The organism is Microbacterium sp. ZW T5_45 (assembly GCF_044987415.1).
Lineage (GTDB): Bacteria > Actinomycetota > Actinomycetes > Actinomycetales > Microbacteriaceae > Microbacterium.
The window spans coordinates 42383-63405 of sequence record NZ_JBJDRJ010000006.1 but is presented as its reverse complement, the minus strand read 5'-3'; the positions used below and the strand labels follow the sequence as shown (position 1 = coordinate 63405).

The 21023-nt window shown below is 68.4% G+C and carries 20 protein-coding genes; 5 read left to right on the top strand and 15 right to left on the bottom strand.

The genetic code is table 11. From position 1 onward, the window contains the following. Positions 1-38: 38 nt before the first annotated feature. Together ACI3KS_RS04435 and ACI3KS_RS04430 are read right to left on the bottom strand one after the other, a co-directional pair. Positions 39-722, bottom strand: coding sequence for a MerR family transcriptional regulator (locus ACI3KS_RS04435; RefSeq protein ID WP_404915610.1), 684 nt, complete (start codon positions 720-722; stop codon positions 39-41). Continuing rightward, positions 722-1207, bottom strand: coding sequence for an FHA domain-containing protein (locus ACI3KS_RS04430; RefSeq protein WP_404915608.1), 486 nt, complete (start codon positions 1205-1207; stop codon positions 722-724). The genes ACI3KS_RS04435 and ACI3KS_RS04430 overlap by 1 nt, the downstream gene beginning before the upstream one ends. A gap of 102 nt (positions 1208-1309) precedes the next feature. On the opposite strand from ACI3KS_RS04430, the gene ACI3KS_RS04425 reads away from it, so the two are divergent. Beyond that, a complete protein-coding gene (locus ACI3KS_RS04425; RefSeq protein ID WP_404915606.1) occupies positions 1310-1954 on the top strand; it encodes a copper resistance protein CopC in 645 nt (214 codons plus the stop codon). Between the two features lie 9 nt (positions 1955-1963). Then, positions 1964-3361: a dihydrolipoyl dehydrogenase gene (gene lpdA, locus ACI3KS_RS04420; RefSeq protein WP_404915604.1), complete on the top strand. Its 1398-nt coding sequence runs from the start codon at positions 1964-1966 to the stop codon at positions 3359-3361. A gap of 52 nt (positions 3362-3413) precedes the next feature. Here lpdA and ACI3KS_RS04415 read toward each other — a convergent pair whose 3' ends face one another. The 5 genes from ACI3KS_RS04415 to ACI3KS_RS04395 are packed head-to-tail and all read right to left on the bottom strand — an operon-like array spanning position 3414 to position 6679. Beyond that, positions 3414-4127 (bottom strand): methyltransferase domain-containing protein, encoded by a 714-nt coding sequence (locus ACI3KS_RS04415; RefSeq protein WP_404915602.1) that lies wholly within the window; start codon positions 4125-4127, stop codon positions 3414-3416. Continuing rightward, positions 4124-5281 carry a type III polyketide synthase gene (locus ACI3KS_RS04410; RefSeq protein WP_404915600.1) on the bottom strand — a complete coding sequence of 386 codons (1158 nt, stop codon included), beginning with the start codon at positions 5279-5281 and terminating at the stop codon, positions 4124-4126. Before ACI3KS_RS04410 ends, ACI3KS_RS04415 begins: the two co-directional genes overlap by 4 nt. A gap of 52 nt (positions 5282-5333) precedes the next feature. After that, positions 5334-5966, bottom strand: a complete 633-nt coding sequence (locus tag ACI3KS_RS04405; RefSeq protein ID WP_404915598.1) for a CYTH domain-containing protein — start codon at positions 5964-5966, stop codon at positions 5334-5336. Beyond that, positions 5959-6171 carry a response regulator gene (locus ACI3KS_RS04400; protein WP_404915596.1) on the bottom strand — a complete coding sequence of 71 codons (213 nt, stop codon included), beginning with the start codon at positions 6169-6171 and terminating at the stop codon, positions 5959-5961. Before ACI3KS_RS04400 ends, ACI3KS_RS04405 begins: the two co-directional genes overlap by 8 nt. 37 nt (positions 6172-6208) lie before the next feature. After that, entirely contained in the window at positions 6209-6679 is a 471-nt protein-coding gene (locus tag ACI3KS_RS04395; protein ID WP_404915594.1) for a prepilin peptidase, read from the bottom strand. Between the two features lie 141 nt (positions 6680-6820). Between ACI3KS_RS04395 and ACI3KS_RS04390 the strand changes: the two genes are divergently transcribed. From ACI3KS_RS04390 to ACI3KS_RS04380, 3 genes are read left to right on the top strand one after another with little or no spacing between them, the layout of a single operon-like run. Further along, positions 6821-7669, top strand: coding sequence for a hypothetical protein (locus ACI3KS_RS04390; RefSeq protein ID WP_404915592.1), 849 nt, complete (start codon positions 6821-6823; stop codon positions 7667-7669). Further along, a complete protein-coding gene (locus ACI3KS_RS04385; protein ID WP_404915590.1) occupies positions 7666-9204 on the top strand; it encodes a DNA polymerase Y family protein in 1539 nt (512 codons plus the stop codon). The genes ACI3KS_RS04390 and ACI3KS_RS04385 overlap by 4 nt, the downstream gene beginning before the upstream one ends. Then, positions 9204-12665, top strand: a complete 3462-nt coding sequence (locus tag ACI3KS_RS04380) for an error-prone DNA polymerase (protein ID WP_404915588.1) — start codon at positions 9204-9206, stop codon at positions 12663-12665. Before ACI3KS_RS04385 ends, ACI3KS_RS04380 begins: the two co-directional genes overlap by 1 nt. Before the next feature lie 75 nt (positions 12666-12740). Here the strand turns inward: ACI3KS_RS04380 and ACI3KS_RS04375 are convergent, their stop codons facing one another. The 8 genes from ACI3KS_RS04375 to ACI3KS_RS04340 form a co-directional block, all read right to left on the bottom strand. Next, complete coding sequence (locus ACI3KS_RS04375) at positions 12741-13379, bottom strand: hypothetical protein (RefSeq protein ID WP_404915586.1); 639 nt, start codon at positions 13377-13379, stop codon at positions 12741-12743. A 415-nt stretch (positions 13380-13794) separates the two neighbouring features. Continuing rightward, positions 13795-14379: an NADPH-dependent FMN reductase gene (locus ACI3KS_RS04370; protein ID WP_404915584.1), complete on the bottom strand. Its 585-nt coding sequence runs from the start codon at positions 14377-14379 to the stop codon at positions 13795-13797. An 80-nt stretch (positions 14380-14459) separates the two neighbouring features. Further along, a complete protein-coding gene (locus tag ACI3KS_RS04365; protein ID WP_404915582.1) occupies positions 14460-15047 on the bottom strand; it encodes a TetR/AcrR family transcriptional regulator in 588 nt (195 codons plus the stop codon). Beyond that, on the bottom strand, positions 15040-17058 hold the full coding sequence (locus tag ACI3KS_RS04360) for a DHA2 family efflux MFS transporter permease subunit (protein ID WP_404915767.1): 2019 nt from the start codon (positions 17056-17058) through the stop codon (positions 15040-15042). The genes ACI3KS_RS04365 and ACI3KS_RS04360 overlap by 8 nt, the downstream gene beginning before the upstream one ends. A gap of 197 nt (positions 17059-17255) precedes the next feature. Next, on the bottom strand, positions 17256-18086 hold the full coding sequence (locus ACI3KS_RS04355) for an NADPH-dependent oxidoreductase (protein WP_404915580.1): 831 nt from the start codon (positions 18084-18086) through the stop codon (positions 17256-17258). Positions 18087-18197: 111 nt separating this feature from the next. Next, complete coding sequence (locus ACI3KS_RS04350; protein ID WP_404915578.1) at positions 18198-18731, bottom strand: MarR family winged helix-turn-helix transcriptional regulator; 534 nt, start codon at positions 18729-18731, stop codon at positions 18198-18200. Positions 18732-18798: 67 nt separating this feature from the next. Beyond that, the gene (locus ACI3KS_RS04345) at positions 18799-19254 is read right to left on the bottom strand and encodes a MarR family winged helix-turn-helix transcriptional regulator (protein WP_404915576.1); all 456 of its coding nucleotides are present in this window, start codon (positions 19252-19254) and stop codon (positions 18799-18801) included. Position 19255: 1 nt separating this feature from the next. Beyond that, the gene (locus ACI3KS_RS04340) at positions 19256-20959 is read right to left on the bottom strand and encodes an MDR family MFS transporter (protein WP_404915574.1); all 1704 of its coding nucleotides are present in this window, start codon (positions 20957-20959) and stop codon (positions 19256-19258) included. Positions 20960-21023: the final 64 nt, after the last annotated feature.

Genomic DNA, 21023 nt, shown 5'->3' with positions numbered 1-21023 from the left:
CATCAACCTGAGGTTGAAGGTGTGTCGCAATCAGTTCGTTACGAAAGCATCCGGGCCAGCGCGTCCTTGACGAAGAGGGCACGCACCTCGTCGATCCTGCCGGCGAGCTCCGGAGCCATGTCGGCGGCCTTGGAACGCGACGTCGCATCGGTGCGGCGGAGCAGGGTCGACAGGGCCGACTCGATGAGCGAGACCTCGCGCTCGGCGCTCTGCCGGAGCGACCGGAGGTGACGCGGTTCGATGCCGTGCCGGTCGAGAGCGACGAGGGTCCGCAGCATCGCGACCGTCGACTCGGGGTACGCGTCCTGCGCCACGATGACCCCCGTGCTGATCGCGTCGTTCAGGAGCTGGGGTCCGGCGCCCGCGGCGGTCAGGAGCTCCTCGCGGCGGTACCGGCGGGGAGTCGGGGCGATCGAGGGCGGCAGGATGCTCGGGGCCTCGCCCGCGGCATCCGCCTCATCCAGCTGCTCACGGATGACGCTGAGCGGGAGGTAGTGGTCGCGCTGGAGCGTGAGGCCGAGACGCAGGCGCTCGATGTCGGCCGCGGAGAACTTGCGGTAGCCGGATTCGGTGCGCGAGGGGGTGACGATGCCCTGCACCTCGAGGAACCGCAGCTTGCTGGAGGTCAGTTCGGGGAACTCCGGCGTGAGCCGGGCGAGGACTTGGCCGATGCTGAGCAGGCCGGGGGACGTCGAACGTTCGCGGGCGGACGATGCCGCCATCAGTCGGTCGCCGCAGCGCGGTCGATCGGGGAGGCGAAGAAGTTCAGGCGGAACTTTCCGACACGCAGCTCGGATCCGTCGACGATGGCACTGCGGTCCACCCGCTCGCCGTTGACGTAGGTGCCGTTGAGCGATCGCTGGTCGATGATCTCGAACGAGGTCCCCGTGCGGGTGATCTCGGCGTGACGTCGCGAGACGGTCACGTCGTCGAAGAAGATGTCGGCCTCGGGATGACGGCCGACCGTGGTCACGTCGGTGTCGAGGAGGTAGCGGGCCCCGGCGAGGGCGCCGGAACGCACCAGGAGCAGCGCCGACCCGGAGGGAAGTGCCGCGATGGCGCTCTGCTCGACGTCGGTGAGCTCCACGCCGAACGGCACGAACGAGAGGTCGGAGTCGTGCCCGAACGTCTGCGTGACGTCGTGCCTCTGCTCACCGGAACGGTGGATCGCTTCGCCGCCGGCCGGGCGGCTGTCGTTGTGTGTCACTGTGCCCTCCTTGGTCGTCCAGACTAACCGATCCGAGCATGTCCGCGGGAGGATCGTCCACACGTCCAGCCATCGCATACCGGGGATTCATAGGCTGGAGCCGTGAAGACCTCCGTGCGCCCCCTCCCCCTCTTCCCCCTGGCACTCGCCGCGAGCCTGCTCACGGCGTTCCTCGTTCTGTTCGCGCCGCTCTCGGCATCCGCCCACGACGCGCTCGTCGCGTCGTCCCCCGAGGCGGACGGCACGGTCGACACGCTTCCGGAGGCGCTCACCCTCACATTCAGCGAGGAGCTGATCGCCGGCGAGGGGGCGACCGAAGTCGTCGTCACCGACGCCGCCGGCACAACCGTGTCCACGGGGGCTGCGACCGTCACCGGCGCGGTCGTGACCCAGCCCCTCGCCGCGGAGGCCGAGGCCGGGGTCTACCGCGTGCTGTGGAAGGTCGTCTCCAGCGACGGGCATCCGACGTCCGGCGAGTACTCGTTCACCGTGACCACGAGCACGGTCGTGGCCCCGGCCTCCGAGCCGACGGCGCAGGCGTCGGAGGAGCCGGTCGCGCAACCGAGTGAGACCGTCGCGACGCCGGATCCCACGGCCGCTCCGACGTCGGAGGAGCCCACTGACACCACGGGCCTTCTGGTGCTCGTGATCGTCGGTCTGCTCGCCATCGCTGCTGTCACGATCCTGCTGAAGGTGCGCCGGATGAACCGGGTCCTGGCCGACTCCTCCTCCCCGTCTGAGCGATAGGGTTAAGGCATGCCACACTACGATGTCGTCGTCCTCGGTGCAGGTCCTGGCGGATACGTCGCTGCGGTCCGCAGCGCCCAGCTCGGCCTGTCCACCGCCATCATCGAAGAGAAGTACTGGGGCGGTGTGTGCCTCAACGTCGGCTGCATCCCCTCCAAGGCGCTTCTCAAGAACGCGGAGCTCGCGCACACGCTGAAGCACAAGGCCGACTTCTTCGGGATCTCGGGCGACTTCACGATCGACTACGGCAAGGCGTTCGACCGCAGCCGCGAGGTCGCGAACGGCCGCGTCAAGGGCATCCACTTCCTGATGAAGAAGAACAAGGTCACCGAGTACGACGGCCGCGGCACCTTCACGGGCCCGAAGGCCATCTCGGTCGCCAAGTCCGACGGCACGACCGAAGAGGTGACCTTCGACAACGTCATCATCGCGACCGGATCGCGCGTGCGCCTGCTCCCGGGTGTGCAGCTGAGCCAGAACGTCGTCACCTACGAGGAGCAGATCCTCTCCCGCGACCTCCCCGATTCGATCGTCATCGTCGGCGCGGGCGCCATCGGCATGGAGTTCGCGTACGTCCTGACGAACTACGGCGTCAAAGTCACCATCATCGAGTTCCTCGACCGCGCGCTGCCCAACGAGGACGCCGATGTGTCGAAGGAGATCACGAAGCAGTACAAGAACTACGGCGTCGACATCCTCACCTCCACCAAGGTCGAGAGCGTCGTCGACAACGGTTCGTCCGTCACCGTCACGTACACCGCGAAGGACGGCCAGCAGTCGTCGATCGAGGCGGGCAAGGTTCTCATGTCGGTCGGCTTCGCACCGAACGTCGAGGGCTTCGGCCTCGAGAACACCGGTGTGAAGCTCACCGAGCGCGGAGCGATCGACATCGACGACTACATGCGCACGAACGTCGACGGCATCTATGCGATCGGCGACGTGACCGCCAAGCTGCAGCTGGCCCACGTGGCCGAGGCGCAGGGCGTCGTGGCCGCCGAGACCATCGGCGGCGCCGAGACGCAGGCGCTGGGCGACTACCGCATGATGCCGCGTGCGACATTCTGCTCGCCCCAGGTCGCCTCGTTCGGTCTCACCGAGCAGCAGGCGAAGGACGAGGGGCACGAGATCAAGGTCGCGACGTTCCCGTTCATGGCGAACGGCAAGGCGCACGGTCTCGGCGAGCCGGTCGGCTTCGTCAAGCTGATCGCGGATGCCGAGCACCTCGAGCTGCTCGGCGCGCACATGATCGGCCCGGACGTCTCGGAGCTGCTGCCCGAGTTGACACTGGCCCAGAAGTGGGACCTCACGGCTCTGGAGCTCGCCCGTAACGTCCACACGCACCCGACGCTGTCGGAGGCGCTGCAGGAGGGCTTCCACGGGCTCGCCGGCCACATGATCAACTTCTGATCACCGACGACGAAGGCCCGGCACGCATCGCGCGCGCCGGGCCTTCGTCCGTCTACCCGCCCTGCTCCCAGCGGAGTTCCAGTCGCGCGGGGAGCCGCGCGTGCACGCTCCACCCGGCGGGAGCGGAGCGCTCCAGTTCGCGCGGCGTGTAGGAGCGACGGATGCTGATCAGCCCGTCCTCCCGGATGAACGAGTCACGCAGCAGCGTCGACGCGAACGGCAGGGTCAGGGCCGAGTAGAGCGCGTACGCCGTCCTGCTGCGAGCGATGTCACGATGCACGACGACACCACCAGGGGCGAGGAGCCGCAGCGAGTCGCGCAGCACCTGGTCGAAGGCGCTCGGGTCCAGGTGATGCAGCACGTGGTTGGAGAAGATCACATCGAACCGCTCACCGGCGTCGACCACCTCGGAGGACAGCGCGTGCCGGTAGACCACGCCGTCCCCGGCATCCCGAGCAGACGCCCACCGGATCGCACGCTCGTCGGCGTCCAATGCCGTGATCTCTCCACGCAATCCGTCGCGCCGCAGGCGACGGGCGATCATCCGGCACACGTCTCCCCCGCCGGCCCCGATGTCGAGCACCCGGACGAGTGTGCGGCGTGCCCGCGGGCGGATGTCCCTCCGGTAGAGACCGCCGGGGTGCGCGACCAGCGCGTTGACGACGCGGAATCGCTCGTAGGTGCGCTCCAGCATCCGGAGATCAGCGTCGGGGGCGTCCATGAGCTCGACGGCATCGAGATCCCGCACCGAGAGATCGTGCCTCACGCGTCGACGCCGATCACGGTCATCAGCGCGCTCTCGGCTGTCAGCCCCGGCCCGAAGGCCATGGCCGCGACCCGCGAGCCCGGCGCTGCGCCGTCATCGAGGATGCGTTTCATCACGAAGAGGATCGTGGCGCTGGACATGTTGCCGTAGGTGCGGAGCACCTCACGCGCCGGCCGGAGCTGCGCATCGCCGAGTCGCAGCCGTTCCTGGATCCTGTCGAGGATGCTGCGTCCCCCGGGGTGGATCGCCCAGTGTTCGACGGCGCTCGAGATAGATCCGTGGTCGTAGGGCTCCCGCAGCGCCGGGTCGGCGGCGAAGAGCGGTCGCAGCGCGTCGATGATGCTCTCGCCGATGATCTGCGGAACGGCGGTCGAGAGGATCATCTCGAAGCCGCTGTCGCCGATCGTCCACGCCATGTCGCTCTCGCCCTCCGGCGCGAGCGCCGTGTGGAAGCCGTCGAGGCGCAGAGCGGGTGCGGAGTTCGCCAGCGACCGCGCGGTGACCAGGCCCGCCGCGGCGCCGTCCGCGAAGAGGGACGTCGCGACGATCGTGTCGGGATCGTCCGACGACCGCAGATGCAGCGTGCACAGCTCGACGCTCACCACGAGGACCACGGCTCTCGGGTCGGCCGCGCAGAACTGGGCGGCCGCGCGGAGGGCGGGCATCGCCGCGTAGCACCCCATGAATCCGAGGTGGTAGCGCTGCACGTCGCCACGGAGACCCAGCTCACGGACGATCCGGTACTCGGGCCCCGGCGCGTGGAATCCGGTGCACGAGACGGTGATCACATGGGTGATGTCCTCCGCGCCGATGTCGGGGTCGGCATCGAGCGCGCTCCGGGCGGCCTCGACGAAGAGCCGCCCCGCCTCTCGCGTGTAGACGTCGTTGCGCGCACCGGTTCCCGGCGCGAGCAGTCGACCGGTCTCACGATCGAGGAACAGCGGCTCCACGATCGACGAGGCCCCCGGCGAGAGCTCCTCGATCACGGTGTGGCGGGTCTCGATGCCGGAGCCGTCAAAGGACGCCCCGACGAGACGGCGCGCCAGCCTGCTGATCTCGGGTTGGGAGGCGAAGACCTCTCTGATCTGCTCCTGCCGGATCACGGTGTCGGGGACGATCGTCCGGACGGATCGGAGTACGGCCGGTGGGGTCATGTCCTCACTCAAGCACTCGCCGATCAGCACGGACAGGGGGTTGAGCCGCGGCTCAGAATCCGAGAGCCCGGGCGAGCTTCGACCCGGATGCCGCATCCCGGCCACCGGCGGCGAAGATCGCCTTCTCCGCGGCTGCGAAGAGAGCACCCCGAGCGTCCGCGTCGGTAGGAGCCGCGGGCCCCAGCTCGAGCTCCCACTCGCGCCAACCCCGCTGCACGCCCTGGCGGAGATCGGTGGCACGAACCCGGTCGTCGACGAACTCGGCGACGATGCCTGCAGGGCCCGTGAGCAGATATGCGGTGCGGCTGTTCTCGATGCGCGCCAGCGGCGTCAGGTCGTCGGTCGTCCACCGCGCGAGAGTCTGCGCCACGGCATCCGGAACGTTCTCGTCGTCACCGAGCGGCCAGCCGATCTCGAGTCGTCCGTCGCCCTCTCGGGGACCCTTGATGTGCCAGCCCGCATCCGGGCCTCCCGTGCGCCGGCGCAACGCGACGCCGGACCGCGAGAGCGTGGCGTCGGCCGTGTCGAGGTAGCGGGCGTCGAGCTCACGGAGCTCGCCGTCGGAGACCGCGTCGACGCCGGGGATGCCGAGCCATTCGGGGAGCGGGGTCTCGGCGTCGACGTCGTACTTGCGCTCGACCTCGACGACGCGCGTCGGCTCCGAGTCGGTTCGCGCCTCAGTCATCCGACGCGGTGAGGTCTCCGAGGGCCTCGTCGAACCAGTAGTCGATCTCGGTGGGGCCGTCGCCTTCGCCCGTGTTACGGGGCTCGCCGCGGCGTTCGTACACCACCTGGGTCTCGCTGTAGGGGACGATCAGCCTGTCGTCCGCGTCGTCGAGGGGGATGATCTGCCCGTCCAGCGGGCCTCCGTGGAGTCGTGCGAGTGCCATGACCTCACCCTAGTCCCGCGCCCGGACATCGCGGCCATCAGACCACGGCCACGCCGAGAACCGCACCGAGGATCATCCACGGGCCGAACGCGATGCGGGTGGAGCCGTCTGCTCGACGCAGCAGGATCAGCGTCAGCGCGTAGAGCGCACCGAGCACGAAGGCGGATGCCGCCCCCACCGCGAGCGAGGTCCATCCGTGCCACCCGAGCACGAGGCCGATGAGGGCAGCGAGCTTGACGTCGCCTCCGCCCATACCCGATCGGCTCAGGAGGCGCAGGACCAGGTAGAAGCCGCCGAGGATCAGCAGCCCACCTCCCGCACGGAAGAGAGCGGCGTCGCTTCCCGTGCACACGGCGTCGATGACGGCGAGCAGCACGGTGCCGGCGAGCGTCGGCAGCACGATCCGATTCGGCAGCCGATGCGTCCGCGCATCGACGATCACGAGCCACCCCGCGATGCCGAGGAGGGCGACATGCGCGAGGACGATGAGCACGGTGCGCGGATCCATGTCGGAAGGCTAGGAGATCTCCGCAGCCCGTGGAGGGGGTGCGGAACAGGTGTGGATAACCGGACGTGCGAATGTCCGACGTTCGAACTAGCGTCACTCCCGTCACTTGATTTAGTCGTACATATATTCGAGGATGGGGGCATGGGGAACGTGCTCGATACGATGACCGCACTCTCTCCGCACAGCGACATCCGCGCCGGAGAGGTGCTCCGGTTGCGCCGTGAGATCAGCCGGATGCAGCGGCGTCGCAGCGAGCATCCGATACTGCCTCTCGACCCCGCGCTCGGCGATCTCCTCCCCGACGGAGGACTCGCCACCGGCGTGGCCTACACCGTCTCCTCCTCCCCCTCGCTGGTGCTCGCCCTGCTCGGCGCCGCCAGTCGCAAGGGGCACTGGTGCGCGGTGATCGGCATGCCCACGCTGGGTGTCGAAGCAGCCGCGGGCTTCGGGATCGATCTCTCCCGGTTGATCCTCGTCCCCGAGCCTGGCGAGCGCTGGCTGGCCGTGGCCTCGGCGCTCACCGAGGTCGTCCCCCTGATCGTCGTGCAGCCGATGAGCAGGGTCACGGATGCCGAGGTGTCCCGGCTCGGAGCGCGTCTGCGGGATCGCGGCACCACGCTCCTGGTCACCGAGTCGGTCGCGATGGGGGCCTGGCCGCAGAGCGAGGGACGCATCCGCCTTCGCGATCCGCAGTGGCACGGCCTCGGCACGGGCTGGGGGCTGCTCTCGGACTGCACCGTCACCGTGACCGCCGAGACCCGGAGGAGTCCGCGTCCTTCGAGCGTCCAGGTGCTCCTCCCCGGCCCCCAGGGCGGCGTCGAGGCTCTGCCTCCCACCGTCGCCGCCCCCGTTCCGCTCCGCCCTGACCGCGATGTCGCCGCGGCCGTCGACCATACGACCGAGCGTCCGACCGCCGACCGCCCGTCGGCCGATCATGCCTCCGTCGATCGCCGATCCGTCGACCATCTGTCCTGGGCGGTGGCCGGATGACCGCTCCCCTGCGCGTGCTCGTGCTGTGGTTCCCCGACTGGCCGGTGCGTGCCGCCCTCGGCGGAGCGGGGCCGCATCCGCCGACAGCGCTCATGCAGGCGAACACGGTCGTCGCCTGCACCGCATCCGCCCGAGAGCACGGGGTCCGTGCCGAACAGCGACGTCGAGTCGCCCAGGGCCTGCTGTCGACCCTGCAGGTGCTCCCCCACGACCCCGCGAAGGACGAGCGCGCGTTCCTCCCGGTGCTGCAGCTCATCGAACGGCACGCCCCCGGGGCGACTCTGCTGCGCCCCGGTCTCGCGGTCCTCCGCGCCCGCGGTGTGTCCCGCTATCACGGGGGTGAGGCCGAAGCCGGTCGTGCGCTGGTCGCGATCCTCACGGAGGCGGGGTTCCCCGAGGTTCGGATCGGCGTCGCCGACGGCCCGTTCACCGCCGAGCTCGCGGCACGAGGACGAGAGGCCTGCACGATCGTCCCAGCGGGGCAGGCGGCGGAGTTCCTCGCCCCGCTTCCGGTGTCCGTGCTCCGCGATCAGCAGCTGACAGGCCTGCTCATCCGACTCGGCGTGCAGACGCTGGGCGGCTTCGCCGCTCTTGACGGACTCGAGGTCCGCGACCGCTTCGGCGAGCACGGTGCCCGGCTGCATGCGCTCGCCGCCGGTGCGGACTCCCGTGTCCCGACCCCTCGCCCGCCCGATCCCGAACTCGTCCGGGTCGTGGAGTTCGAACCGGCACTGGCCGGCGCCGATCAGGTCGCGTTCGCTGTGCGGCAGACCGCGGATGCCGTGATCCTCGCGCTCGGAGACGCGAGCGCGGTCTGCACCGAGGTGCGCATCGAGCTCACCGACGACAACGGCAGGGTGTACTCGCGCAACTGGCTGCATCCGACTTGCTTCGACGCCGCCGACCTCGTCGACCGGGTGCGCTGGCAGCTCGAGGCGTTGGCGACCGAGACCGCGACCCAGCCGGTCGACGAGGCCAGGGCCTTCGGCGGCATCGTGGCGGTGCGCATCGTCCCGGTCGCCGTCGACGATGCCGCCCATCACCAGCCGGGCCTCTTCGGCTCGGGAACCGATGAGCGGCTGCACCATGCCGTCTCCCGGGTGCAGACGTTGCTCGGCCATCAGGGAGTCGTCACCGCCGCCGTGTCCGGAGGACGCTGGCTCGCCGACCGCCAGGTGCTCACCCCTTGGGGGGAGCGGACCGTACCGCCCCGAGACCCGGACAGCCCCTGGCCGGGGAGCCTGCCGGATCCGATCCCGGCCGAGGTGTTCCGCCCGCCCCGCCCGATCGGGGTGATGGGGCCGGACGGCTCTGCCGTGCAGATCGACGATCGGGGGACGCTCTCCTCTCCCCCCGCACGGATCGACGGCGCCGAAGTGCGCGCCTGGGCCGGCCCCTGGCCCGTGCACGAGAAGCTCTGGGATCGCACGCGGGGGCGCAGCGGCCACCGCCTGCAGATCGTGGACGAGAAGGATCGAGCCTGGTTGGTCTTCCGTACGGGAGTCCGCTGGTGGGCCGAGGGGAGGTACCGCTGATGGGCTGGCACAACCCTCCGCTGTCCTGGAAAGAGCTGGAGCGCACGCTGACCGGAGCCGATCCTGCAGGGGTCCCGGTCGCGAACGACCCGCTGGTCGCCCGCAAGGACCCGGGCCCCATGAGCAGGAAGAGGAAGCCCCCGCCGCCGATCGAGGTCCCCCGTCCCGACGATGCCGTGCCCTACGCCGAGCTGCACGCGCACTCGTCGTACTCGTTCCTCGACGGGGCGTCCTCCCCGGTCGAGATGCTCATCGAGGCCGAACGACTCGGGCTCCACGCGCTCGCCCTCACCGACCACGACGGCTTCTACGGGGCGGCTCGGTTCGCCGAGATGGCCGAGGTGATGAAAGCGAAGGTGCAGACGGTGTTCGGTGCCGAGCTCTCCCTCGATCTCGATGCGCCGCAGCGCGGCATCGCCGACCCCGGTGGAGACCATCTGCTCGTGCTCGCGAACGGGCTCGAGGGCTACCACCGTCTCTCCGGGGCCATCACCGCGGCCCAGTTGCGCGGCGGCGAGAAGGGACGCCCGGTCTACGACCTCGACGATCTGCAGGCCCGGGCGGATGGACGCTGGACCATCCTCACCGGATGCCGCAAGGGAGCCGTCCGGCGCGGGCTGGAGAACGGCGACGCGAAGACCCCGTTGCGCCGACTCGTCGACCTGTTCGGCCCTGATCATGTCGCCATCGAGCTGTTCGACCACGGCGATCCGCTCGACACCCGCCGCAACGACGCTCTGTCCGAGCTGGCGCGCAGCATGCGGCTGCCCGTGGTCGCCACGAACAACGTGCACTACGCCGCCCCGGATCAGGCTCGCCTCGCCGAGGCCATCGCCGCAGTGCGCGCGGTGCGGAGCATGGACGATCTCGACGGCTGGCTGCCAGCCCACGGCGGAGCGCACATGCGCAGCGGAAAGGAGATGACCGAGCGCTTCCGGCGCTACCCAGGGGCGATCTCGCACGGGCTCGAGATCGCCGCGGCATCCGCCTTCCCCCTGCGGCGAGCGCGGCCCGCCCTGCCGACGCAGAAGGTGCCCGAGGGACACACGCCGATGAGCTGGCTGCGATCGCTCGTGTGGGCGGCCGTTCCGGAGAGGTATCCCCGTCTGGACGCCGATGGTCGCAGGCGGATCGAGCACGAGCTGAACGTCATCGAGGCGAAGGACTTCCCCGGGTACTTCCTCATCGTGCACGGGATCGTCCAGGAAGCGAGACGACGGAAGATCCTGTGTCAGGGGCGGGGCTCGGCGGCGGCGAGCGCCGTGTGCTATCTGCTGGGGATCACCGCGGTGGATCCGATCCTCTACGGCCTCCCCTTCGAACGGTTCCTCGCGAGCACTCGGGAGGAGGAGCCCGACATCGACGTGGACTTCGACTCGTCGCGCCGCGAGGAGATCATCCAATGGGTGTACCAGGAGTACGAGCGCGACCGAGCGGCCCAGGTCGCGAACGTGATCCAGTACCGCCCCAAGAACGCGGTCCGCGACATGGCCAGAGCGCTGGGCTACTCCCCCGGCCAGCAGGACGCCTGGTCGCGTCAGGTCGACGGCTGGGGCAGCGAGGTCACGATGGACGGCGACGACGAGCTCCCCGAGACGGTGCTGGCATACGCGAACAGCCTGTTGAAGGCACCACGGCACCTCGGCATCCACTCGGGCGGGATGGTCCTCACCGAGCGCCCGGTGGGCGAGGTCGTCCCCATCGAGCACGCGCGGATGGAGAACCGCACGGTCATCCAGTGGGACAAGGACGATGCCGCCTGGATGGGACTGGTGAAGTTCGACCTGCTGGGTCTCGGGATGCTGTCGGCGCTGCGCCACTGCTTCGATCTGATCGCCGACAGCACCGGTGAGCGATGGATGCTGGAGACCATCCCGAAGGAGGAACCCGGCGTCTTCGACATGCTCTGCCGCGCCGACTCGATCGGCGTGTTCCAGGTGGAGTCCCGTGCGCAGATGGGGCTGCTCCCCCGGCTGCAGCCGCGATCCTTCTACGATCTCGCGATCCAGATCGCCCTCATCCGCCCGGGGCCCATCCAAGGAGGGGCCGTTCATCCCTTCGTACGGCTGAAGATGGAGAAGGACCGGGTGGAAGCCGAGAACGAGGAGCGGGCGCTTCGGGGCGAGGAACCGCAAGAGATGCACATCCCCTACCCGCATCCTCGTTTGGAGCCGGTGCTGAAGCGCACGCTCGGAGTGCCGATCTTCCAGGAGCAGCTGATCCAGATGGCGACGGCCATCGGCGACTGCACGGCCGACGAGGCGGACACGCTGCGCCGGGCGATGGGCTCGAAGCGCGGGCTGGAGAAGATCGAGACCATCAGGACGCAGCTCTACAGGGGAATGAAGCGACACGGCTTGGATGAGGCGCAGGCCGACCGCATCTACGCGCAGATCCAGGCGTTCTCGAACTTCGGCTTCGCCGAGTCGCACTCGCTCTCCTTCGCGCTGCTCGTGTACGCGAGCTCCTGGTTGAAGCTGCACTACCCCGCAGCCTTCCTCGCGGGGCTCCTGCGCTCCCAGCCCATGGGCTTCTACTCACCGGCGACGTTGACCGGCGACGCCCGTCGACATGGCGTGACGGTGCTGCGCCCCGACCTGCACGCCTCCGGTGCCACCGAGATCCTGGAACCTCTCGGGGAGGATCGCGCTCCCACGGGGCTGGACGCCTGCCTCGTCCAGGTCGATCCCACGGTGAAGACCCGCTTCGATCGGAGCGCTCCGGACGAGACGGCTGCGCACCGCCGCGACGGCGCCTATGCCGTACGACTGGGGCTCGGCGGCATCCGCGGGATCGGCACGGCACTGGCCGAACGGATCGTCGCCGAACGAGAAGCCGACGGCCCCTATCGCGACCTGAACGACCTGGTACGCCGCACCGATGCCACGGCGGCGCAGCTCGAGGCGCTGGCGACGGCCGGAGCGTTCGAGTGCCTCGGGCTCAGTCGACGCGAGGCGATCTGGATGGCGGGCGCCGCGGCCGAGGATCGTTCCCGATATCTGCCGGGCACCACGGTCTCGGTGCAGCCGCCGCTGTTCGCCGACCCGTCGAGCTATGAGCGCCTCGCCTCCGATCTCTGGGCGACGGGCGTCTCGATCGACGACCATCCGATGACGCACTTCCGCACACAGCTGCGCGAGCGAGGGGTGCTCGACTCGGCTCAGCTGCGCACGCACGAGACGGGACGGCGCATCGAGGTCGCCGGCCTCGTGACCCACCGACAGCGCCCGGAGACCGCATCAGGGGTGACGTTCCTCAACCTCGAAGACGAGCACGGTCTGGTGAACGTCATCTGCTCGGGTGGCGTCTGGCAGCGCTACCGTCGCATCGCCCGCACCTCCCCCGCACTCATCATCCGCGGCATCGTCGAACGCTCTCCCGAAGGCGTGGTCAACGTGCTCGCCGACGCCTTCGAAGACCTCCGCACCGGCTTCGCCCACCGTTCACGGGACTTCCAATGATCCCCACCGGCCCCGTCGCCTCCCGAGCCGCGAAGGAGCACCCGGCCTCCGCGATCGCGCACGAAACGCCGTCGATCACCAGACCCGCGGGTGGGACGGGATCTGGGTACGGATGCTCCCACCCCATCGCGCGGCTTCCGCCTTCGCCGCATCGACCGCCGCAGTCGCATCACGGAGTGCGTCGCTCGCGCCGGTGCGCGCGCTTTCGACCGGGGCGACGGTCAGCACGGTTCGCGTGTCCTGCCCGTCCTGCAGAACGAGGCAGTCCACGACATGCGCCGCCCAGCGCCGTCCCGCACGAAGAGTCTCGGTCGCCTGGTATCGCACACCCGTGTCGAGGTCCACGATCGCGATGACCGATCGCACAGGCTCGGGGCTCGCCAGACCGTGGGGGCCGGAGAGCACACCGGGATCATCGGCACCGATGACGGCGACGCCGAGAGCGCCGAACGGGATGCTCACCGGTCCGCCGGGCGGGGAATCGACGGCGCTCTCCGAGAGGACGCCCTCAGAAGCAGCGCCCTCAGAAGCAGCACCCTCAGAAGCAGCGCCCGCGGGCGCACCGACATGCTCGGGCATCACGCCACCCTCAGCCACCGCAACGCCTCCGGGCGCCGGAACCCCCTCGGACACGGCATCGATGGCCTCGGCGACCTCGACACGATGGCCCGGCTCGATCGTGATCCGACCGTGCAACACGAGCCTCGTCTCCATGCATCCACTCTACGAAGCGACCCGTCGCACAGCCAGAGGCACCCGGGCTCAGAATATTCGTAGATTTCTTTGTCCCCCAAATGGCGGACAAGAGGATTAAGCGATATTCTGATTGCAGTAGCGGGGGCTACCGGCCGATAACTGGGGAAGCGGCCGATGAGACAGCGAATTCACTTTCGCCGCCTCCCCTGCCGTCCGGGAAGGACGGTGAGCCCTCTCGAGAGATCTGTGTGGGGCAGACGACTCGGGAGGGCACCTCTCCAGGATCCGAAGATCCTCTTCGAGCTACCACCATCCGGGGGCGCCACAGATCGAGCGACAGCGCCGACCTCGCGATGCGTGAGCTTGCTGAAGCACCGCACGATCCGGCCGCTTGGGGCGCTCCTCTCCTCCCGCGGATGACGGTCGATCGAGGTCAGTCCCGGTCTCCGACGTGGCCCGGTGCGGTCAGCGACAGCACCCGTTCCACGAACGCCGCGTACTCGCCCATGTAGTGCGTGAGGAACTGCGAGGTTCCGGCATCCGTCACCCGTCCATCGGCGCCGTAGTGCTCGGGATCGAAGCGGATGTACGCCTCCGGGGCGTTGAGCTGCGGCGCGTTGAGGAAGCTCAGGACGCTTCGCATCGACGACTGCATCACGGCAGTGCCGATCGCACCGGTGGAGGCGCCGATGATCCCGGTGGGCTTACGGGCGAACGAATTATGACCCCACGGACGGGATCCCCAGTCGATCGCGTTCTTCAGCGGCCCAGGGATCGAGCGGTTGTACTCCGGCGAGATGATCAGCAAGCCCTCGGCCTGCTCGATCGCCTCCTTGAACACCGTGACCGCGTCGACCGGATCGAGCTCATCGTCGCGGTTGTAGAGCGGGAGCGCCCTGATCGAGATCTCCGACATCTCGATGCTCGGCGGAGCCAGCCCGATCAGCGCCTGGGACAGCACCCTGTTGATGGAGTCCGTCGACAGACTTCCGACGATGTACCCGATGCGATGAGCCATGACATGTCCCTTCCTGAGTGGATGACTCCGGTATACGCCTGGCAGCGCGATCCTGCCAGGAGCATCACCGAGCGGAGCGGTCAGGCGCTGACCATCTCCACGTGCCTGACCGCGATCAGCCGGTCCATGGTCTCGAGAAGCCGCTCGGCATCCGGCCGGGCGTCGTCCGTCGGCCGGTGCACGAGCGTGCGCATGGCGCTGAGGGCGAGGATCACGGCGGCGTCCGCGATCTCCTCCGAACCTGCGCGTTCGGCGACGAGATGGTGGAACTCCTCCTTCAGCGCCCCCATCCACTGCGTGAACGCGGCCACGAGCTCGGGTTGATCGGAGATCAGCCGCTTCAACCGCACCCGTTCGAGACCGCCCGAGGCCATCGAGTCCGCCAGCAGCACGCAGATGGCCGGCATGAGCTCGCCCTGCGCCTGCCGGAAGCGTTCCGCCGCATCGGGCGTGATGATCTGCTCCGGCAGGTTCAGCGCAGCGGCGGTCTTCGACGGGAAGTAGTTGAAGAACGTCCGAGGTGAGACACCGACCTCCTCACAGATCTGCTCGACCGTCGTGCGCTCGAGCCCCTGCTGCTCGATCAGACGCAGGGCGGCCTCATGGAGCGCCTCACGCCGCCGCTTCTTCTTGCGCTCCCGAAGACCCGAGGGCTGAACGTCACCCATGTCGACCCTGTGTCCGGATCGTGCCGGTGTCACTCACACCGGCCTCGTCCGCACGCTGCTGGAGCGCCGACCTCGTGCGCAGCGGCGGGACACGGAAGAACCAGCTGAGCACGAATGCCGCGAGCAGCACCGCGAAGCCGACCCAGAAGATCGTCACGGCCGACTGCGTGAAGCCGACCATGAACGGCTTCGACAGACGCGGGTCCGCTCCGGTGAGGAACGACGTGTCGCTGACCGACCCGCTCGCGCTCTCGGTGGCCGAGGTGTCGCCACCCTTGACCTGGTCGACGAGCTTGTCGGAGAGCTGATCGACCCAGTAGCTGCGCTGGTCTGCATCCGACCAGTCCACTGCGACGGTGCCGTCGGCGACCGACGCGTGCGCCTGTTCCGCAACGGCCTGCAGCGCCTTCTGCTGCGCATCCGGCAGCGCCGCGGCGACCTGCTGCTGAATGACGGCGGCGGCGGCGGATGCCGGGAGCGCCCCCGCGTCCACCTGCTGCTGGACGGCGGCGGTGACGGCATCCGTCACGCTCCGCTCGGCCTTCTCGTTCGCGGTCTTCACCGCGGAGTCGAGCTGGTCCTGCACGCCGGTCTTGATCGGGTCGACCACTGGATTCCAGAGCTGCGCCATGATGGCCTCGTTCGCCGGGGCCGTGGCGACCGTGGGATCGAGCGCGGCGTCGAGTGCCGATGTCAGGGTGCCACGATCGGACATGCTGCCGACGATGTTGGTGGGCAGCACGGTGAACAACACTGAGAGCATGATCGCCGTGCCCAGCGTGCCGCCGATCTGCCGGAAGAACGTGGCAGAACTCGACGCGACGCCCATGTCGCTCGGCTCGACCGAGTTCTGGCTCGCCATGACCAGGGTCTGCATGAGCTGGCCGAGTCCCAGTCCGACGATGAACATCCCGATCATCATGTGCCAGAGCGGGGTGTCGTAGCGGATGAACGTCAGCACGAAGAAGCCGATGGCGGTGAAGAGGCTGCCCGTGACCGGGAAGATGCGGTACTTGCCCGTGCGAGCGGTGATCTGGCCGGAGGTCATCGCGGCGATCATGAGTCCGAGCACCATCGGGATCATCGCGAGACCGGACTCCGTCGGGGTGAGCTCGACGACGATCTGCATGTACAGCGGGATCGTCATCATCGCCCCGAACATGCCGAAGCCGACGAGCACGCCGATGACGGTGGCCATCGAGAAGGTGCCGGAGCGGAACAGCTTGATGGGGATGATCGCGTCGTCCTTCATCGCGATCTCGATGAGCACGAAGGAGATCGCGCCGACGGCACCGATCACGTAGCAGGCGATGGCTCCGATCGAGCCCCATCCCCACTCACGCCCCTGCTCCGCGACGAGCAGCAGCGGCACCAGGGCGACGATGACGGCGGTGGCACCCCACCAGTCGATGCGGGGGTTCTCACGCATGCCGATCTTCGGCAGGTGCAGGAACGCGATCACCATTCCGAGCGCGAGAAGGCCGACCGGGACGTTGATGAGGAAGACCCAGCGCCAGCCGTCGACCCAGAGGATCTCGTTCGCGCCGGCGAACAGTCCGCCGACGAGCGGACCGATGACGGTCGAGATGCCGAAGACGGCGAAGAAGTAGCCCTGGTACTTCGCGCGCTCCCGCGGGGCGAGGATGTCGCCCATGATCGCGAGGGGCAGCGACATCAGCGCGCCCGCGCCGATGCCCTGGAGGGCGCGGAAACCCGCGAGCATGAGCATCGACGTCGAGAACGTCGAGAGCAGCGAGCCGAGGATGAACACGGCGATGCCGAAGAGGAACAGCGGCCGACGGCCGAAGATGTCGGAGAGCTTGCCGTAGATCGGCACCGAGATGGTCGACGTGATGAGGTAGGCGGTGGTCACCCACGCCTGCTGATCAAGTCCCTGCAGATCGTCGCCGATCGTGCGGATCGCTGTGCCGACGATGGTCTGGTCGAGCGACGAGAGGAACATTCCGGCCATGAGGCCGTAGATCACGAACATGATCTGACGGTGCGTCATGATCGACTTCGCGGCATCGGGGTTCACGATCGGGACCGACCCGGTCGACGTGGAGACAGTGGACATTCCAGCCCTTCGAAGGCTCGATGATTTTTGCAGACGCGCAACTTTACACCCGTGCAACTTTTGGATGGGCTGGGAATCGCGGATGCCGCAGCATCCGCACCCGACGGAGTCGCGCTCTCCTCCTCGCGGGATCAGTTCGAAGGCAGACCCTGCTGAGCGAGTTGCGCACGGATCGCATCGCGACCATGCAGACCCTCGACGCTGCGGAGCCGGTTCGCCAGGGTGGCCTTCCAGCTGTACCCGTGCTGCTCCTGTTCGTCGTAGTACTCGGCGATCCGCTCTTCGTACGCGTCCGCCGAGGTCTCCCACGCGTCGACGTCGTAGGCGTCCCAGTGCAGCACCGCGCTCTGCGGAAGCCGCGGCTTGATCCCGGCCGTGTCCTCCGGATCGGGATGCCCGATCGCAATGCCGAACACGGGGAAGACGTACTCCGGAAGCCCGAGCACATCGGCGACAGCGAGCGGGGCGTTGCGAATCGACCCGAGGAATACCCCGCCGAGGCCGAGCGACTCCGCCGCGAGGATGGCGTTCTGTCCGGCGATGCCCGCGTCGACGAAGCCGACGAGCGTGTTCTCGAGATAGTCGATCGCCTCGGTCGGCTCCCCCGTCGCCCGCACGACGTGTGTCGCCCGGGCGAAGTCGGCGACGAAGACGAGAAGGACGGATGCCGCCTCGATGAAGCCCCGGTTGCCGATCGCGGTCGCGATGCGGTGGCGCCTGTCGGGGTCGCGCACGGCGATGACCGACCAGACCTGCAGGTTGGAGGAGACGGATGCCGACTGCGCGGCGCCGACGATGGCACGGATCTCTGCATCCGAGACGTCGGCGTCGAGGAAGCGCCGCACCGAACGATGCCGGTACTGCTGCTCGATGACCGCGGTGAGGGGCACGTCCTCCGTCGGCGCATCGGCCGGAGTGCGGTAGCGGTCATGCCAGAGCGCGGCCCATGGGGTGTCGGTCATGTGATCTCCTCATCGATGCGGACATCACCACCCTAGGAACGTGCGTCGTCACGTCTGCGCCGGGCGACACGCGACGTCATCCCCGTTTGGCCAGGAGCCGCGCAGGGAGGGCTACTCTCCCCCGAGTTCGGACAGCAGTCGGGTGAAGTGGTCGAGATCGCCGGCCGACCATCGGCGCAACCTCGCCTCGAGACGGGACTCGTACTGGGACCGCGCGAGCGCGACGCGCTCCTGCGCGAGCTCGGTGGCGACGAGCACTCTGGCGCGCCGATCGTGCGGGTCTCGGATGCTCTCGACCAGACCGAGCTGCTCGAGCTGACGCACCTGCCGGCTCACCGCCGACTTGTCGGTCTGCAGGCGTTCGATGATGGCTCCCGCAGACGTGGCTTTGCCCGTCGCGATCGATGTCAGCACCTGGTAGCCGAGCGGTTGCAGATCGGGGTGAACGGTGAGTGCGGCCTCGCGCCAGCTGACACGGATGCGCGCGAACAGCCGCCCGAGCTCGTGTTCGACGCGGTGGACCGCGGCATCGATCTCCGACTCTGCCGCGGGTGCGGCGCTCTCCCCCGCCGAGGTCTCGGCGCTCTCCCTCGCCGAGGTCTCGGCGGCAGGCGCAGAGCGGGCGATGTCGTCGGTGGAGGTCATGTCTGCCAGCTTAGAACGGAGCCCCGCCGTCGCAGGGACGGCGGGGCTCCGCGGGCGGCCGCTCGGGTCAGATCTCCGCGAGGAGGCGGAACACCTTCGATGCGGCGAGGATCTCGTCGGGTGTCAGCTCGGCCAGAACAGTCCGCAGACGGACGCTGTGTGCTCGTCGGAGATCTGCGAGCACGGCCTGCGCCTTCGTCGTGGCGGACAGCACCCGGAGGCGGCCGTCACGGTCGTCGGCGCAGGACTCGACAAGACTCAGGTCCTCGAGCATCCGCACCTGTCTGCTGATGACCGACTTGTCCATCTCGAACCGCTCGGCAAGCTCGTGCGCACTCGTGGTTCCCGAGCGATCGATGAACGTCAGCAGCTTGTATCCGCTCACCTGGAGCTCGGGAGAGATCTGCGCCGCGGATTCCTTCCAGAGCGTCCGAGTCCTCGCGAAGATGAGGTTCAGATGGCTCTGGAGGTCGCCGATCGCATCCTCCAGGTCCGGAACCGTCGCTGCACCCGAGGCGGTCATGTCAGCGCCCCTGCTCCTCGCGGTCACGCTCGATCACGGTCGCCGAGGTGGCGGGGGCCGCGCCCGTGATCCGGATCGCGCCCGTGGACAGGGTCGCACCGACCTCGGCCTCCGAGACCTCCAGCACCGACTCCTCGGCCTGCTCGCGCAGCTGCTCGGCGGCGTTCTTCGTCGACAGCGGCTTGTTCTTGATGAACGCGATCGCGATGATCGAGATCACCGCGAGGGGGATCGCGATGATGAATGCATCCGCGATGCCGTGGCCGTATGCACCCTCGACGATCGCACGGATCGTCTCGGGCAGCTGCCCGACCTTCGGCACGTCGCCGGAGCCGAGGTGCTGAAGGGCGTCGATCTCCTCCTGCGTGGTCGGCGCGAAGCCCTCGAGACCGTCGGTGATGTAGCCCGCCACGCTCGTCGAGAGCAGCGATCCCATGATCGTGACGCCGATGGTGCCCGCGATCGTGCGGAAGAAGTTGACGTTCGATGAAGCGGCACCCAACTGCTGAGGGTCGGTGTCGTTCTGGACGATGAGGGTGAGGTTCTGCATGACCATGCCCAGGCCCGCGCCGAGGACGAACATGTACACGGCGACGAGAGTGAACGGGGTGTCGTAGCGCAGCGTCGCCATGAGGCTGACGCCGATGGTGGTGAGCACCGATCCGGTCAGCATCCAGCCCTTCCACTTGCCGAAGCGGCTCACGAGCTGGCCGATGATGATAGACGCGCCCATCTGGCCGATGATCATCGGGATGGTCATCAGTCCGGACTCAGTGGGCGTGGCCCCCCGGGCGAGCTGGAAGTACTGCGCGAGGAACACCGAGGTCGCGAACATCGAGACGCCGATCGCGATGGACGCGATCACCGACAGCGTGAAGGTGCGGTTGCGGAACAGCGACATCGGGACGATCGGTTCCTTGACGAAGAACTCGACCGTGATGAACGCGGCGATCGCGACGACGGCGATCACGGCGAGCATGATGCTCGTCGACGAGTCCCAATCGAACTGGCTGCCGCCCATGGAGACCCAGATGAGCAGGGTCGAGACCCCGACCGCGAGCAGCACGATGCCGAAGTAGTCGATCGACACCTTGCTGTCACGCTGAGGCTTGGGCAGGTGCAGCGTGAACTGCAGCAGCACGAGGGCCAGGATCGCGAACGGGACGCCGACGAAGAAGTTGGAGCGCCAGCCCCACACATCGGTGAGCAGGCCACCGAGGAGCGGGCCGCCGATGGTGCCGAGGGCCATGATGCCGCCGACGACGCCCATGTACTTGCCACGCTCACGCGGCGAGATGATGAGGGCGACGGCGATCATGACGAGGGACATGAGACCGCCGACGCCGATGCCCTGCACGACGCGGACGGCGATGAGCATGTTGGTGTCGGTCGAGAACCCGGCGATCACGGTGCCGACCGTGAAGAGGATGAGCGAGATCTGCACGAGGATCTTGCGGTCGACGAGGTCGGCGAGCTTGCCCCAGATCGGGGTCGAGACGGCGGTCGCCAGCAGGCTCGCGGTGATCACCCAGGTGTACTGGGACTGGGTGCCACCGAGGTCGGCGATGATGACCGGCATCGAGGTCGACACCACGGTGCCCGAGAGCACGGCGACGAACATGCCGACGACGAGTCCGGAGATCGCGGTGAACACCTCGCGCGGCGATCGTGTCGCCTCGGGTTGAACGGTTGAAGTGTGGGTCACAGTGGGATGCTCCTGCATAGAAAGTTGATCGACGTCAACCATACTCTTGTAGTTGCGAAAATGC

What these genes read in the sequence shown, in the direction of transcription:
- ACI3KS_RS04435 (WP_404915610.1), bottom strand. Translation starts at nt 722, where the DNA reads ATGGCGGCATCGTCCGCCCGCGAACGTTCGACGTCCCCCGGCCTGCTC.
- lpdA (WP_404915604.1), top strand. Translation starts at nt 1,964, where the DNA reads ATGCCACACTACGATGTCGTCGTCCTCGGTGCAGGTCCTGGCGGATAC.
- ACI3KS_RS04410 (WP_404915600.1), bottom strand. Translation starts at nt 5,281, where the DNA reads ATGACCCCACCGGCCGTACTCCGATCCGTCCGGACGATCGTCCCCGAC.
- ACI3KS_RS04405 (WP_404915598.1), bottom strand. Translation starts at nt 5,966, where the DNA reads ATGACTGAGGCGCGAACCGACTCGGAGCCGACGCGCGTCGTCGAGGTC.
- ACI3KS_RS04400 (WP_404915596.1), bottom strand. Translation starts at nt 6,171, where the DNA reads ATGGCACTCGCACGACTCCACGGAGGCCCGCTGGACGGGCAGATCATC.
- ACI3KS_RS04395 (WP_404915594.1), bottom strand. Translation starts at nt 6,679, where the DNA reads ATGGATCCGCGCACCGTGCTCATCGTCCTCGCGCATGTCGCCCTCCTC.
- ACI3KS_RS04390 (WP_404915592.1), top strand. Translation starts at nt 6,821, where the DNA reads ATGGGGAACGTGCTCGATACGATGACCGCACTCTCTCCGCACAGCGAC.
- ACI3KS_RS04385 (WP_404915590.1), top strand. Translation starts at nt 7,666, where the DNA reads ATGACCGCTCCCCTGCGCGTGCTCGTGCTGTGGTTCCCCGACTGGCCG.
- ACI3KS_RS04380 (WP_404915588.1), top strand. Translation starts at nt 9,204, where the DNA reads ATGGGCTGGCACAACCCTCCGCTGTCCTGGAAAGAGCTGGAGCGCACG.
- ACI3KS_RS04375 (WP_404915586.1), bottom strand. Translation starts at nt 13,379, where the DNA reads ATGGAGACGAGGCTCGTGTTGCACGGTCGGATCACGATCGAGCCGGGC.
- ACI3KS_RS04370 (WP_404915584.1), bottom strand. Translation starts at nt 14,379, where the DNA reads ATGGCTCATCGCATCGGGTACATCGTCGGAAGTCTGTCGACGGACTCC.
- ACI3KS_RS04365 (WP_404915582.1), bottom strand. Translation starts at nt 15,047, where the DNA reads ATGGGTGACGTTCAGCCCTCGGGTCTTCGGGAGCGCAAGAAGAAGCGG.
- ACI3KS_RS04360 (WP_404915767.1), bottom strand. Translation starts at nt 17,058, where the DNA reads ATGACGCACCGTCAGATCATGTTCGTGATCTACGGCCTCATGGCCGGA.
- ACI3KS_RS04355 (WP_404915580.1), bottom strand. Translation starts at nt 18,086, where the DNA reads ATGACCGACACCCCATGGGCCGCGCTCTGGCATGACCGCTACCGCACT.
- ACI3KS_RS04350 (WP_404915578.1), bottom strand. Translation starts at nt 18,731, where the DNA reads ATGACCTCCACCGACGACATCGCCCGCTCTGCGCCTGCCGCCGAGACC.
- ACI3KS_RS04345 (WP_404915576.1), bottom strand. Translation starts at nt 19,254, where the DNA reads ATGACCGCCTCGGGTGCAGCGACGGTTCCGGACCTGGAGGATGCGATC.